Below are 13856 nucleotides of genomic sequence, written 5' to 3' on the forward strand. Positions count from 1 at the left end.
CAAGCGGGCCTTGCTCCGGCTGAGACCTATCTCCCCACCCGGCATGATAGCTACCCGGTTCCCGGGACCGTGCCCGCATGTCCGAAACCAAGGAGGAACCCCGATGATGCGTACCCCCGTCCTCGCTCCCGTCCTGCTCGGCCTCAGCGTCGCCGGCGCGGCGGCGCAGCCGCCGATCCAGAGCCCGCAGGACGCAGCCTGTCGCTCCGAGGCCGAGGCAAAGGTGTTCAGCACCCCCGATCCGCAGGGCCTCGGCCCCTATGCGATCGGCAAGCGGATCTACACGGCCTGCATGCGCCGCACCTCGGCGCCCGCCGGCAGGGGCAAGGCCCGTCGCAACCGCGACATGTGAGCCTCGCCCCAGCGGCGACGCCTGCTTGGACCTATTCGCATAAAGACATCTTTATGTCTTGATTGCTCGCTAGGCCGGCCCCTGCTAAAGAGGCCGCGCCAACGGCAACGCGAGAGAGGACATCCCATGGCTGTCGCCCAGGATTACATCGTCAAGGACATCGGCCTGGCCGATTACGGCCGCAAGGAGATCTCGATCGCCGAGAGCGAGATGCCCGGCCTGATGGCCGTTCGCGAGGAGTACGGCGCGAGCCAGCCGCTCAAGGGCGCCAAGATCGCCGGCTCCCTGCACATGACCATCCAGACCGCGGTGCTGATCGAGACGCTCAAGGCTCTCGGCGCCGATATCCGCTGGGTGTCCTGCAACATCTATTCGACCCAGGACCACGCCGCCGCCGCCATCGCCGCCGCGGGCATCCCGGTCTTCGCCGTGAAGGGCGAGACCCTGAAGGATTACTGGGACTACACCGCCAAGCTGTTCGACTGGCATGACGGCTCCATGCCGAACATGATCCTCGACGATGGCGGCGACGCCACCATGTTCGTGCATCTCGGCCTGCGCGCCGAGCAGGGCGACACGGCCTTCCTCGACAAGCCGGGCTCCGAGGAGGAGGAGATCTTCTTCGCGCTCCTCAAGAAGAAGCTCGCCGAGAAGCCCAAGGGCTGGTTCGCCGGCCTCGCCGATTCCATCAAGGGCGTCTCCGAGGAGACGACCACGGGCGTGCACCGCCTCTACATCCTCGCCAAGGAGGGCAAGCTGCTCTTCCCGGCGATCAACGTGAACGACTCGGTCACCAAGTCGAAGTTCGACAACCTCTACGGCTGCAAGGAGTCGCTGGTCGACGGCATCCGCCGCGGCACCGACGTGATGATGGCCGGCAAGGTCGCCATGGTCGCGGGCTTCGGCGACGTGGGCAAGGGCTCGGCCGCCTCGCTCCGCAACGCCGGTTGCCGCGTCATGGTCTCCGAGATCGATCCGATCTGCGCCCTGCAGGCGGCGATGGAGGGCTACGAGGTCGTCACTATGGAAGAGGCGGCCCCCCGCGCCGACATCTTCGTGACCGCCACCGGCAACAAGGACATCATCACGATCGAGCACATGCGGGCGATGAAGGATCGCGCCATCGTGTGCAACATCGGCCACTTCGACAACGAGATTCAGGTCGCCGGCCTGAAGAACCTCAAGTGGACCAACATCAAGCCGCAGGTCGACGAGATCGAGTTCGCCGACGGCCACCGCATCATCCTCCTGTCGGAGGGCCGCTTGGTGAACCTCGGCAACGCGACCGGCCACCCGTCCTTCGTGATGTCGGCCTCCTTCACCAACCAGACGCTCGCCCAGATCGAGCTCTGGACCAACCCGGGCAAGTACGAGAAGCAGGTCTACACCCTGCCCAAGACCCTCGACGAGAAGGTCGCGGCCCTGCACCTCGAGAAGATCGGCGTGAAGCTCTCCAAGCTCCGCCCCGACCAGGCCGCCTATATCGGCGTACCGGAGAGCGGCCCGTTCAAGCCCGAGCATTACCGCTACTGAGGAGGGCGGCGGCCCGCGCCCCGGGCCGCTTGCCTGCCGGACAACGAAACGGGCGGCCTTCGCGGGCCGCCCGTTTCGCGTTCGTGGTGATGCGCGTCCGCTTCAGAGGGCGCGGGCGGCGGTCAGCACCTCGTCGGCATGGCCCGGCACCTTCACCTTCGGCCAGATTCGCGCGATGCGGCCTTCGGGATCGATCAGCATCGTGGTGCGCTCGACGCCCATGTACTTGCGGCCATACATGCTCTTCTCGACCCATACGCCATAGGCTTCGAGCATCGACTTGGCCTCGTCGGAGGCGAGCGGGAAGGTCAGACCGTACTTGACGCGGAACTTGTCGTGGCTCTTCACCGAATCGGGCGAGACGCCGATCACGACGGCACCCGCCGCTTCGAAGGCTTCTGTAAGCGCGTTGAAGCCCTGAGCTTCAAGTGTGCAACCGCTAGTGTCGTCTTTCGGATAGAAATACAACACAACTTTGCGACCCTTCAGGTTGGCGAGGGATATGGTCTCGCCTCCGGCACCGGGAAGTGTGAAATCCGGGGCTTGGTCGCCGTCTTTCAGAGACATCGTGCCTTCCTTTCGGCCGATTGATGGTGTGCCTTGGTGATGCGCCGACCGGTCCGATCATGCCATGCCGGAGGCCGTGAATTCCGTGGAAAGTCGCCCGATCGCTCGGGCGGGCGATCCGATCCGACGGCGAAGGTTTGATGGACCAGGAAACGGCCAGGACCCTGCTGCGGGAAGCCGTCGCGGGTCCCTGCACGCCCACCGCTCCGGAGCCGTCGCGGCGTCGGCGGCGGCCTGTCCTATGGTGCACGTTCGCCTTCACGCTCCTGCTCTGCCTGACCCTGCTCGGGACCGGCTGGGCGGTGCTCCGGCTGACCCAGGGGCCCCTGCGCATCGACGGGATGTCGGCGCAAGTGGCCTCCGCCATCGCCGGCAGCATCGGGCCCAACTGGAAGGTCGAGCTGCGCGACAGCGCCCTGGAGCTCGACGCGGAAGATTCCCTGGCCCTGCGGGTGGCCGGCCTCGACGTCTACAATCCGGAAGGCGCCCTGGTGGTGCGCGCGCCGCTGGCGGTGGTGAGCCTCGACACCTGGAGCCTGCTGCGCCTCTCGGTGCAGCCGCGCTCCATCGAGTTCCGCGACCTCCAGATGACGGCCCTCGTCCACAACGACGGCTCGATCGCCTTCGCCGCCTCCTCGCCCAGCCAGGAAGGCGCGGCCAAGCCCCACACCTTGCCGAGCGTGGACGCGGCCCGGGGCACCGTCTCGCCGATCTCGGCGGCCGCCGCCTCGATTTTCGGTGTGGTGCTCGATTCCGCCGGCGTGATCGGCGCCCTCGACCGGGCCCGCATCACCAACGGCCGCCTGACCCTGATCGACGACGACGCCCGGACGCGCGCCGTGTTCGAGCACGTCAACGGCCTGTTCCACCGCGACGCGGCACAGGACGCGCGCCTGTTCGAGCTGCGCATCGACGGCCCGCATGGGGAATGGCGCTTCGGTGGCACCCTGCACGAGGGCAGCAACGGTCACCGTACCGGCACCATCACCCTCGACGACCTGCCAGTCATGGACATGCTGCTGCTGTCCGGCCAGTCGAAGCTGCCGATCGTCACGGACCTGAAGCTCTCGGCCGAGGCCGACGTGGCGCTCACCGCCGGCCGCATCGACACGATGACCGCCGATGTCCGCACCAGCGACGGCAACCTGCTGATCGAGGAGAAGGACTTCAACCCGGTCACGATCGAGAGCGTGACGGCGCGGATGAGCTGGGACGAGACCCATCGCGCGGTCCAGCTCGACGGGCTCGACTATCTCGGCGCCGGCAACCGTGCGCATCTCACCGGCAATTTCGCGATGAACCCGCCGGGCTCGCCCACGGCCTGGACCTTCACCTTTTCCGGGCGCGACGCGATCCTGCGCGGCGCCGCCAAGCAGGACGCCCCGGTCAAGATCGCGGAGATCGACGGCCGCCTGGTCGGTTGGGCCGGCGGTGTCGGCATCGACGAGCTGAACCTGAAGGGCGACCTGTTCAGCGGCCGGCTCTCGGGCAGCGTGGGCGCGGCCCGGGACGATGGCGGCCTGACTCTTCATATCGAGGCGGGGGACACCGACACCCGCGCGGCCCTGCGCCTCTGGCCGGAGAACATCGCACCGCCGGTGCGCAATTATCTGGTCGATTACCTGCGCGGCGGCCATGTCGAGGCGGCCGACATCGTCGTCGACATGAGCGGCGCCGAGCTGGCCGCGGCCACTCGCGGCGACCCGATGCCGGACAAAGCGATCCACATCGCCTTCACGCTCTCGGATGCGGGACTTCTGATCTCCCCCGACGCGCCGCCCCTGTCGCGGGGCCAAGTCGCCGGGGTGATCACCGGGCGCGGCACGACGGTGGAGGGCGCCACCGCCGAGCTGCGGATGGCCGACAACCGCACGATGTTCCTGACCGAAGGCTCCTTCGTGATCCGGGATCCGAAGCCCGAGGACATCACCGCCCAGATCGGATTCCGGCTCACGGGCGGCGGCGATGCCCTTGCCGCGCTCCTCCAGACCAAGATGTTCCACGGGTTGACCGGCACGGACATCGATCCCGCCACGATCAAGGGCCGCGTCGACCTACGCATCGACTTCCCGCTCAACCTGAAGAATCCCGGGGACCTCGTCGACATCCCGATCGTGCTGACCGGCACGCTCTCGGATTTCGCCATGGACAGGATCGTCGGCAAGGACCGTTTCGAGAACGGCCGCTTCGCCCTGTCCTACGACCGCAGCGGGTTCAGCCTGAAGGGTGACGGGCGGATGCTCGGGGCACCGGTGACGGTCGACCTGAAGCAGGCCAAGCCCGGCGCGCCGGGCGAGGCAGTGGTCGGCGTGATTGTCGATGACGGTTTCCGCGCCAAGAAGGGGCTGCCCTCCGCGCCGCAGCTCGCCGGAACGATCCCGTTGCGCTTCGTCGTGCCGATCGGGCGCGCCGGGTCGGGCAAGCCGCCGATCAAGGTCGAGGCCGATCTGATGAAGGCCTCGATCGACGGGCTTCTGCCCGGTTGGAGCAAGGCCGCCGGCAAGCCCGGCCGGCTCAGCCTCACCCTGCTCGATACCGGCTCGGCGATGGAGCTTCGCGACATCGTCCTCGAAGCCGCGCCCGCGCTCGCCCGCGGCAGCGCCACGGTGAGCACCGAGAACGGCTTCGAACGGGCCGACCTGACCGCGCTGAAACTCTCGCCGGGCGACGACATGAGGGCGAGCCTCGACCGCATCACCGGTGGCTACAAGGTCGTCGTCAAGGGCGCCGTCGGCGATGCGCGGCCGTTCCTGCGGGCGCTGACCAGCACCGACGGCAAGGGGAGCAAGGATCCCGCGCCGAAGGACATCGAGGCCGAGGTCAGCCTGAACGTGCTGGCGGGCTTCAACAACGAGAACCTCACCAATGCCAGCCTGCAGCTGAAAACCCGGGGCAGCGACGTGCGCTCGGCCCAGTTCCGCGGCAAGTTCGGCGCGGCACCCGTCTCCGCCACCGTGGCCAAGGGCGCCGGCGGCGTGCCGATGCTCTCCCTCGACTCGTCGGATGCCGGTTCGACCCTGCGCTTTCTCGACATCTACAAGCGCATGTATGGCGGCCGGGTGCTGCTCAACATCGCCCTCGGCGATGGGCCGCAGCAGGGCGTCGTGCAGATCAAGGATTTCGCCCTGCGCAACGAGCCGGCCCTGTCCAGCATCATGGCGCAGGGACCCGAGACCAGCGAATATGTCGATGCGAAGGGCCGCCGGCATGTGGTGCAGGGGCAGGGCAGCGAGGTCGTATTCGACCGCATGCGGGCGAACTTCACCCGCTCGGGATCGCGCATGACCTTCACCGATGCCGCCATCTCGAATGCGGCCATGGGCTTCACCCTGGGCGGATGGCTCGACACGGACAAGGGCCGCACCGAGATCAACGGCACCTTCGTGCCGCTCTACGGGCTCAACAACGTGGTGGCACAGGTGCCCCTGGTCGGCCCGCTCCTGGCGGGAGGACACAACGAGGGCCTGTTCGCCATCAACTTCAACGTCTCGGGGCCGATCGCCAAGCCGAACGTGAACGTGAACCCCCTCTCGGCGGTGGCACCGGGCTTCCTGCGCAAACTCTTCGGTGCGGGTGGCGGCGACGCCTACGCCAACGGGCTACCGGAGCCGCCGCCTTCGGACCGATGAGAGGCGGGCGCTTCAGCCCGCCCGCAGCAGCACGTGCTTCTTGCGGCCGAAGGAGAGCTTGATCACGCCCTCGCTCGTGAGGTCGGAGGCGCGCAGAACGGCCCGGTCGTCGCTCACTTGCACGTCGTTGACCCGCAGGCCGCCGCTCTTGATCTGGCGGCGCGCCTCGCTCGTCGAGGGGACGAGCTTGGCGTATTCCGGCCCGAAGGCGGTCAGCACGCCGAGACCCGCCTCCAGCAGGTCCGGCGAGATCGTGACGCTCGGCAGATCCTGGGCGACGCTGCCTTCCACGAAGGTCTTGCGAGCGGTCTCCGCGGCGGCCTCCGCCGCCTCGCGGCCATGCATCAGCGCGGTCGCCTCGGTCGCGAGCACCTTCTTGACCTCGTTGATCTCGGCACCCGCGAGCGCGGAGAGCCGGGCGATCTCGTCCAGCGGGAGCAGGGTGAACAACTTGAGGAAGCGGCCGACATCCGCGTCCTCGGTGTTGCGCCAGAACTGCCAGTAATCGTAGGGCGCGAGCATGTCCGGGTTCAGCCAGACGGCGCCGGCGGCGGTCTTGCCCATCTTGGCACCGGAGGCGGTGGTGAGCAGCGGGCAAGTCAGGGCGTAGAGCTGCGGCGTGCCCATGCGGCGGCCGAGATCGATGCCGTTGACGATGTTGCCCCACTGATCCGAGCCGCCCATCTGCAGGATGCAGCCGTAGCGGCGGTTCAGCTCCACGAAGTCGTAGGACTGGAGGATCATGTAGTTGAACTCCAGGAACGACAGCTCCTGGTCGCGCTCCAGGCGCAGGCGCACGCTGTCCATCGACATCATGCGGTTGACCGAGAAGTGCCGGCCGATGTCGCGCAGCATCTCAATGTAGTTGAGCTTGGTCAGCCACTCGGCATTGTCGACCATGCGCGCGCCGTTGCCGCCCTCGCCGAAATCGAGGAAGCGGGCGAAGGTCTTCTGGATGCCGGCCTTGTTCTCCTCGATCTGCTCGAGGGTCAGGATCTTGCGGGTCTCGTCGCGGCCTGAGGGATCGCCAACGCGGGTGGTGCCGCCGCCCATCAGCGCGATCGGCTTGCCGCCGGTCTTCTGCAGCCAGTGCAGCATCATGATCGAGAGCAGGTGGCCGATATGCAGCGAGGCCGCCGTGCAATCGTAGCCGACATAGGCGGTCAGCCGGCCCTCGAGGGCCGCGGCGTCGATGCCGGCAAGATCCGAGCCCTGGTGAATGTAGCCGCGCTCGCTCAGGATCCGCAGGAAGTCGGATTTCGGGGCGAAGGGCTCGGGCGAAGAGGACATGACAGGTTTTCGTCTCGATCGGTTCGGCGGCCCCGGGGGAGGGGACAGTCCGAATCCCCCGTGCTAGCCACATCGTCGGAAATGACAGGCGCCGGCTCTTAGCAGCAGAGCCGGCGAAAGGCACGGGGCGCGCGCGGGCGTGGGCAGACGATGGCGATGATGCGGGCGATCGGCCTGATGAGCGGCACCTCCCTGGACGGGGTGGACGTGGCGCTGATCGAGACGGACGGCGAGCGCGTCCACGTGGTGAAGGGCCATAACAACTTCCTCGAACCCCTCGGGCCGACCGGCTATCGCGGCTATGCCGACGAGGAGAAGGCGCTGCTGCGCGCGGCCACCAAGGACGCCGAGAGCGTCGTCCATCCCGGGGACCGGCCGGGCCGCCTGCCGGAGGCAGAGGCCTTCGTGACCCAGGCCCATGCGGAGGCCGTGGAGCGCTTCCTGGAAGAGAACGGGCTGAAGGCCGCCGAGATCGACGTGATCGGCTTCCACGGCCAGACCGTGATCCACCGCCCCGACCAACGCCTCTCGATCCAGATCGGCGACGGCGCCGCGCTCGCCGCACGCCTCGGCATCCCTGTCGTCTCCGACCTGCGCCGGGCCGATATCGAGGCGGGCGGCCAGGGCGCGCCCTTGGTGCCGATCTTCCACAAGGCTCTGGCCGAGGCCTCCGGCTTCGAGGGCCCCTTCGGCATCCTCAATATCGGCGGCGTCGCCAACGCCACGCTCATCGATTCGAAGGGCGGCGTGATCGCCTTCGATACCGGGCCGGGAAATTCGCTGATCGACGAGTGGATGCAGGAGCGCGAGAACAAGAATCTCGACGATGGCGGCCGCACCGCCGCCCGGGGCCGGCCGGACGAGCAATTGCTGGCTTGGCTCCTCACCCACCCCTTCTTCTTCCGCAAGCCGCCGAAATCGCTCGACCGGAACTGGTTCTCGCACAAGCTCGCGGGCCAGCTTTCGACGGAGGACGGGGCGGCCACGCTCACCGCCTTCACTGCCCGGGCGGTGGCCCGCGCCCTGGACCACGCCCCCGAGATCCCGACCCGCTGGATCGTGGCCGGCGGCGGCGCGCGCAACGGCGAGTTGGTGCGCCTCCTGAACTACCATCTGCGCGCGGAGATCACGACCGCCGACGCCATCGGCTGGTCCTCGGCCTATCTCGAGGCCCAGGCCTTCGCCTTCCTGGCGGTGCGATCGCTGAAGGGCCTGCCGATCACCTTCCCGAGCACCACGGGCGTGCGCGCGCCGATCTCCGGGGGCGTGCTGGCGCGGCCGTAAGGAGAGGACAACGGGAGATCCCATCTCGCCTCCCGCCGCGCCGACGGCTAAGCACGGCTTCCCAGAGAGCGGAGACACGGGCGATGCGTTGGTACGGTCGAGGCATGGAGGTGGCGGTGCTGCTCCTCTTCGGCGGCCTCGTGGCGACGCCCGCCGCGGCCTTCGATTGCGCTCAGGCCAAGCAGCCGATCGAGAAGATGATCTGCGCGGACCCGGCCGCGAAGACCTCCGACGATGCCATGGACGCGGCCTTTGCCGGCATCCGCGCGGCGCTTCCCGAGGACCAGAAGAAGCCGGCTCTGGACGACCAGCGGCGCTGGCTGAAGGAGCGCAACCGCAACTGCCTGAACGAGAAGGCGCCGGCCGCCTGCATCGCGAGCGCCAACAATGCCCGGGTCGGCGTGCTGACGGCGCGGCCGGAATCGGGCCCCGGCCTGTCCCGGCGCCCACTCCCCTATTTCGTGAATCAGGCCGGCAGCCGCGACAAGGTCGAGGTCTCGGTGCAGCTCTACAGCTTCCCCGACCCCGCGACGCCCGGCGAACGCCTTCTCGACGCCGAGGCCAAGAAGACGGCCGAGGGCATCGCCTTCAAAAAGGACGAGCCGGACGAGCGCGATTGGAGCCACGAAGAGAGCTGGGCGATCGCCTACGCCTCGCCGACCTTCCTCTCGATCTGGTCCACGGGCTACGATTTCAGCGGCGGCGCCCATGGCTCGGCCAGCGGGCGGGGCATTCATATCGATCTGCGCAAGGGCAAGCTGCTCGGCTTCGCCGACCTGTTCGATGCCAAAGCCCAGGCTGCGATCGACAAGATCTGCCTCGCCAAGGTCAAGGCCGAGAAAGTCGAGCGCGGGGCGGGCGAGGACATCCAGCCCGATCTGCCCAAACAGGTCGCCGATGTGGTCAAGGATCTCGCCAACTGGTCCTTCAAGGAGAAGACCGCCCGAATCGAGTTCGGGCAATACGCGGTCGGCGCCTATGCCGAGGGCGTCTACGAGTGCGAGATCCCGATCGATCAGGTGAATACGCTCGCCAAGGAACCGCTCCCGCTGCGCTGAGGCGGGGCGGGCGCGCGGCTCCCATTCACGGAGCCGGCTTCCCACGAGGCGGCGAGCGCTCTAGAGCACGCCCACCATGTCGCACAACACGTTCGGCCATCTCTTCCGCGTCACGACCTTCGGCGAGAGCCACGGGGTCGCGCTCGGCTGCGTGGTCGATGGCTGCCCTCCCGGCCTGGCGCTGGAGGCGGCCGAGATCCAGGCGGAGCTCGACCGCAGGAAGCCGGGGCAATCCCGCTTCACCACGCAGCGCCGCGAGCCGGACGAAGTGAAGATCCTGTCGGGGGTCTTCTCCGACGACCGCACCGGGGGCCAGGTCACCACGGGCACGCCCATCGCCCTGGTGATCGAGAACACCGACCAGCGCTCCAAGGACTATTCCGAGATCCGGGACAGCTACCGGCCGGGCCATGCCGACTACGCCTACGACGCCAAATACGGCATCCGGGACTATCGCGGCGGCGGCCGCTCCTCGGCCCGCGAGACCGCCGCGCGCGTCGCCGCCGGGGCGATCGCCCGCAAGGTGATCCCCGGCATCACCATCCGCGCCGCCCTGGTGCAGATGGGGCCGCACGCCATCGACCGCGCCCGCTGGGACTGGGAGGAGGTGGCCCGCAACCCCTTCTTCTGCCCGGACCCGCAGGCGGCCGCGCTCTACGAGACCTATCTCGACGGCATCCGCAAGGACGGCTCCTCGGTCGGCGCCGTGATCGAGGTCGTGGCCGAGGGCGTGCCGCCGGGCCTCGGCGCCCCGCTCTACGGCAAGCTCGACGCCGACCTCGCCGCGGCGATGATGTCGATCAACGCGGTCAAGGGCGTCGAGATCGGGGACGGCTTCGCCGCCGCCGCGCTGCGCGGCGAGGACAATGCCGACGAGATGCGCGCGGACCATGACGGGCGCCCGCGCTTCCTCGCCAACCATGCCGGCGGCATCCTCGGCGGCATCTCGTCCGGCGAGCCGGTGGTGGTGCGCTTCGCCGTGAAGCCCACCTCCTCGATCCTCACGCCCCGGCGCACGATCACCGCCGACGGGCGCGAGGTCGACATCGTCACCAAGGGCCGCCACGACCCCTGCGTCGGCATCCGTGCCGTGCCGGTGGCCGAGGCCATGATGGCATGCGTCCTTGCCGATCATTATCTGCGCCATCGGGGGCAGGTCGGCCCCGCCGCCTGACCGTCGCCGCTGCCGCCCAACCCGAGATCTGCCTTGTCCCACGCCAACGTCCTTGAAGCCATCGCCGCCTTCGCCCGGGGCGAGATCGTCGTGGTCACCGACGACGACGACCGCGAGAACGAGGGCGACCTCGTCGTCGCCGCCTCGCTCTGCACGCCGGAGAAGATGGCCTTCATCATCCGCAACACCTGCGGCATCGTCTGCGCGCCGATCACCCTCGCCGAGGCGCGCCGGCTCCATCTCGACCCGATGGTCGCCTCGAACGACGCCCCGCTGGGCACCGCCTTCACCGTGACGGTGGACGTGAAGCACGGGCTGACGACCGGCATCTCCGCCGAGCAGCGCTGCAACACCGTGCGGGCGCTGGCCAACGGCAACATGGGCGCGGGCGATTTCGTGCGGCCCGGCCACGTCTTCCCGCTGATCGCCAAGGATGGCGGCGTGCTGATCCGCTCCGGCCATACCGAGGCCGCGGTCGATCTCTGCCGTCTGGCCGAGCTGCCGCCCGTCGGGGTGATCTGCGAGCTCGCCAACGACGACGGCACGGTGATGAAGGGCGAGCAGATCGCGGACTTCGCCGGCAAGCACAACCTGAAGCGCGTCTCGGTGGCCGATCTCATCGCCTATCGCCAGGCCCGCGACCGGCTGGTCGAGCGGGTCGGCAGCTTCCCGGTGAAGACCGAGTTCGGCGCGATGACGGGCTACGCCTATGTCACGCCCTTCGAGACGATCCAGCAATTCGCCTTCGTGCACGGGCAGATCGGCGACGGCCGCAACGTGCTGGTGCGCCTGCACCGCTCCAACGTCGTCGCCGACGTGATCGAGGGCGGGAAGCAGATCGAGTGCGTGATGCGCCGCTTCGCCAAGGAGGGCCGCGGCGTGCTGGTCTATCTGCGCGACGGCACCGCCGGCGTGCCGCTGTCCCGCTATGCGGAGGAGGGCGCCGAGGCGCAGCGCGTGCGCCAGTGGCGCGAGGTGGGCCTGGGCGCGCAGATCCTGCGCGACCTCGGCGTCAGCTCGATCCGGAACCTGGCGACCTCCTCCCGCTCCTATGTCGGCCTCTCCGGCTTCGGCATCGAGCTCGTCGGGGACGAGCCGCTGGAGGGCTGAAAGGGGCCTCGCACGGCTTCGGAGCGATCGGGCCACGGCTCCGAAGCGAGGAAGCCGTGGCTCCGAGGCGCCCGACCGTCACCGGCCGGGCGGACCTTGCCTCACGCGGCCCGGACGGTAGCCAGGAAGCGCTTGACCTCGTGGTCGAGCTGGTTCGACTGCCGCGACAGCTCGGACGCGGAGGCGAGGAGCTGGTTGGCCGCCGTGCCGGTCTCGTCGGCAGCCTGCGCCACCCCGGCGATGTTCGCGGTCACCTGGCCGGTGCCGGTCGCCGCCTGGGAGACGTTGCGCACGATCTCCTGCGTCGCGGCGCCCTGCTCCTCCACCGCCGCGGAGATGTTCGTGGCGACGCCGCTGATCTCGCGGATCCGCGCGGCGATGGCGCCGATGGCGGTGACGGCGTGCCCTGTGGAGCCCTGGATGCGCGCGATCTGACCGGAGATCTCGTCGGTCGCCCGGGCCGTCTGGCTCGCGAGTTCCTTCACCTCCGCGGCGACCACCGCGAAGCCGCGCCCCGCCTCGCCGGCCCGGGCCGCCTCGATGGTAGCGTTCAGGGCGAGCAGGTTGGTCTGGCCGGCGATGGTCGAGATCAGGCTGACCACGTCGCCGATGCGGGCCGCGGCCTGGCTCAGCTCCTGGACGAGATGGGCGGTCTGGTCGGCTTCCGACACGGCGGCCTGCGCGAGGTTGCTCGAGCCCTCGACCTGGCGTCCGATCTCCTGGACCGACGAGCCGAGCTGTTCCGCCGCGGCGGCGACGGTGCCGACATTGGAGGCGGCCTCCTCCGCCGCCGCGGCGACGGTGTTGGACTGGCTGGCCGTCTGGGTGGCGGTCGCGGTCATGGTCTGAGCGGTGGCGTGGAGCTGGGCCGCCGCGCTCGTCACCGAGTGGATGATGCCGCCGACCGCCGTCTCGAACCCGTCGGCCATCTCGGCCATCGCCGCCTTGCGCTGCGCCTCCGCGCCGGCCCGCGCCAGGGCGGCCTCCTTCTCCAGGGCGTCGGTACGGATCATGTTCTCCTTGAACACCTGCACCGCGTCGGCCATGGCGCCGATCTCGTCGTGCCGGCCGATGGCGGGGACGACGGTTCCGGTGTCGCCGGAGGCGAGCCGATGCATCGCCCCCGTCATCGTCCCGAGGGGGCGGCTGACCTCCAGGATGAGGAGCAGCGCGGCGCCCACGGAGAGAAGCATCGCGAGGCCGAGGAAGGCGAGGAGCTGGATCTGGGCCTGCGCATTGGCCGCGCGGGCCTGATCGCGGCTCGCGTCGGCCGCCGCGTCGTTCAGAGCGGTGATCTTGCCGAGGGTGGCGATGATCTTGCGGATGCCGTCGGACATCTCCGTGTCGTAGCTGGCGCTCGCCCCCGCGAGGTCGCCCGCCTCGGCCCGCGCGAGCGCGTTCCTGTGGAGCGTCAGATAGGCCTCCCATTCCTGCTCGAAGGTCGCGAACAGGCTGCGCGCCTCAGGCGTGGACGGCAGCGCGAGATAGGCGGCCTTCTGGGTCTTGAGCTCCTCGAAACGCTGATCGAGCGACGTGAGGGCATCCGCCCGCTGTTCCGGCGTCTTCGACGACAGCAGCCTTCCGCCATTGATGCGGATGCGCAGGGCCGCGGTCTGGATCCGGCTCAGCATCTGGATGGCCGGGAGCCGGTTGGCGCCGAGATCCTCGCTCGCCCCGTGCATGACGTGGATCTGATAGAAGGACAGGCCCGTCAGCGCCGCCACGAGGGCAAACATCAGGCCGAAGCACGCGATCAGCTTGCCTTTGATGGAGATCGACCGAAGCATCATCGTACACCGTGGAAACATATTGCAGATTTCTCTGCCCAAGATGCACGTGTAGGGGACGCAAGTTAACAA

General features: G+C 68.8%; 10 protein-coding genes. 7 read left to right on the forward strand and 3 right to left on the reverse strand.

The genetic code is table 11. The features are described from left to right. Positions 1–103: 103 nt before the first annotated feature. Positions 104–352 (forward strand): hypothetical protein, encoded by a 249-nt coding sequence (locus MMB17_RS13460; protein ID WP_238312079.1) that lies wholly within the window; start codon positions 104–106, stop codon positions 350–352. 126 nt (positions 353–478) lie between these two features. Beyond that, the gene (gene ahcY / locus MMB17_RS13465; protein ID WP_238312077.1) at positions 479–1885 is read left to right on the forward strand and encodes an adenosylhomocysteinase; all 1407 of its coding nucleotides are present in this window, start codon (positions 479–481) and stop codon (positions 1883–1885) included. A 102-nt stretch (positions 1886–1987) separates the two neighbouring features. Here the strand turns inward: ahcY and MMB17_RS13470 are convergent, their stop codons facing one another. Beyond that, positions 1988–2452 carry a peroxiredoxin gene (locus MMB17_RS13470; protein ID WP_241099096.1) on the reverse strand — a complete coding sequence of 155 codons (465 nt, stop codon included), beginning with the start codon at positions 2450–2452 and terminating at the stop codon, positions 1988–1990. A 140-nt stretch (positions 2453–2592) separates the two neighbouring features. Between MMB17_RS13470 and MMB17_RS13475 the strand changes: the two genes are divergently transcribed. Beyond that, positions 2593–6081, forward strand: a complete 3489-nt coding sequence (locus tag MMB17_RS13475) for a YhdP family protein (RefSeq protein ID WP_241099097.1) — start codon at positions 2593–2595, stop codon at positions 6079–6081. Between the two features lie 12 nt (positions 6082–6093). Here the strand turns inward: MMB17_RS13475 and tyrS are convergent, their stop codons facing one another. Then, entirely contained in the window at positions 6094–7371 is a 1278-nt protein-coding gene (tyrS, locus tag MMB17_RS13480) for a tyrosine--tRNA ligase (protein ID WP_241099098.1), read from the reverse strand. Positions 7372–7521: 150 nt separating this feature from the next. Between tyrS and MMB17_RS13485 the strand changes: the two genes are divergently transcribed. The 4 genes from MMB17_RS13485 (at position 7522) to ribB (ending at position 11997) form a co-directional block, all read left to right on the forward strand. Further along, on the forward strand, positions 7522–8655 hold the full coding sequence (locus tag MMB17_RS13485; RefSeq protein ID WP_241099099.1) for an anhydro-N-acetylmuramic acid kinase: 1134 nt from the start codon (positions 7522–7524) through the stop codon (positions 8653–8655). Positions 8656–8738: 83 nt separating this feature from the next. Beyond that, complete coding sequence (locus tag MMB17_RS13490; protein WP_241099100.1) at positions 8739–9713, forward strand: PdaC/SigV domain-containing protein; 975 nt, start codon at positions 8739–8741, stop codon at positions 9711–9713. Positions 9714–9789: 76 nt separating this feature from the next. Then, the gene (gene aroC / locus MMB17_RS13495; protein ID WP_241099101.1) at positions 9790–10887 is read left to right on the forward strand and encodes a chorismate synthase; all 1098 of its coding nucleotides are present in this window, start codon (positions 9790–9792) and stop codon (positions 10885–10887) included. Positions 10888–10920: 33 nt separating this feature from the next. After that, the gene (ribB, locus tag MMB17_RS13500) at positions 10921–11997 is read left to right on the forward strand and encodes a 3,4-dihydroxy-2-butanone-4-phosphate synthase (RefSeq protein ID WP_241099102.1); all 1077 of its coding nucleotides are present in this window, start codon (positions 10921–10923) and stop codon (positions 11995–11997) included. Between the two features lie 101 nt (positions 11998–12098). Here ribB and MMB17_RS13505 read toward each other — a convergent pair whose 3' ends face one another. Beyond that, positions 12099–13784, reverse strand: a complete 1686-nt coding sequence (locus MMB17_RS13505; protein ID WP_241102192.1) for a methyl-accepting chemotaxis protein — start codon at positions 13782–13784, stop codon at positions 12099–12101. Positions 13785–13856 lie beyond the last annotated feature (72 nt).

The organism is Methylobacterium organophilum (genome assembly GCF_022533465.1).
Classification (GTDB): Bacteria; Pseudomonadota; Alphaproteobacteria; order Rhizobiales; family Beijerinckiaceae; genus Methylobacterium; species Methylobacterium organophilum.

Excerpts from the sequence above, each read along its gene's own strand:
- MMB17_RS13475 (WP_241099097.1), top strand. The coding sequence starts at position 2,593 with ATGGACCAGGAAACGGCCAGGACCCTGCTGCGGGAAGCCGTCGCGGGT.
- aroC (WP_241099101.1), top strand. The coding sequence starts at position 9,790 with ATGTCGCACAACACGTTCGGCCATCTCTTCCGCGTCACGACCTTCGGC.
- ahcY (WP_238312077.1), top strand. The coding sequence starts at position 479 with ATGGCTGTCGCCCAGGATTACATCGTCAAGGACATCGGCCTGGCCGAT.
- MMB17_RS13485 (WP_241099099.1), top strand. The coding sequence starts at position 7,522 with ATGGCGATGATGCGGGCGATCGGCCTGATGAGCGGCACCTCCCTGGAC.
- tyrS (WP_241099098.1), bottom strand. The coding sequence starts at position 7,371 with ATGTCCTCTTCGCCCGAGCCCTTCGCCCCGAAATCCGACTTCCTGCGG.
- MMB17_RS13490 (WP_241099100.1), top strand. The coding sequence starts at position 8,739 with ATGCGTTGGTACGGTCGAGGCATGGAGGTGGCGGTGCTGCTCCTCTTC.
- MMB17_RS13470 (WP_241099096.1), bottom strand. The coding sequence starts at position 2,452 with ATGTCTCTGAAAGACGGCGACCAAGCCCCGGATTTCACACTTCCCGGT.
- MMB17_RS13460 (WP_238312079.1), top strand. The coding sequence starts at position 104 with ATGATGCGTACCCCCGTCCTCGCTCCCGTCCTGCTCGGCCTCAGCGTC.
- MMB17_RS13505 (WP_241102192.1), bottom strand. The coding sequence starts at position 13,784 with ATGCTTCGGTCGATCTCCATCAAAGGCAAGCTGATCGCGTGCTTCGGC.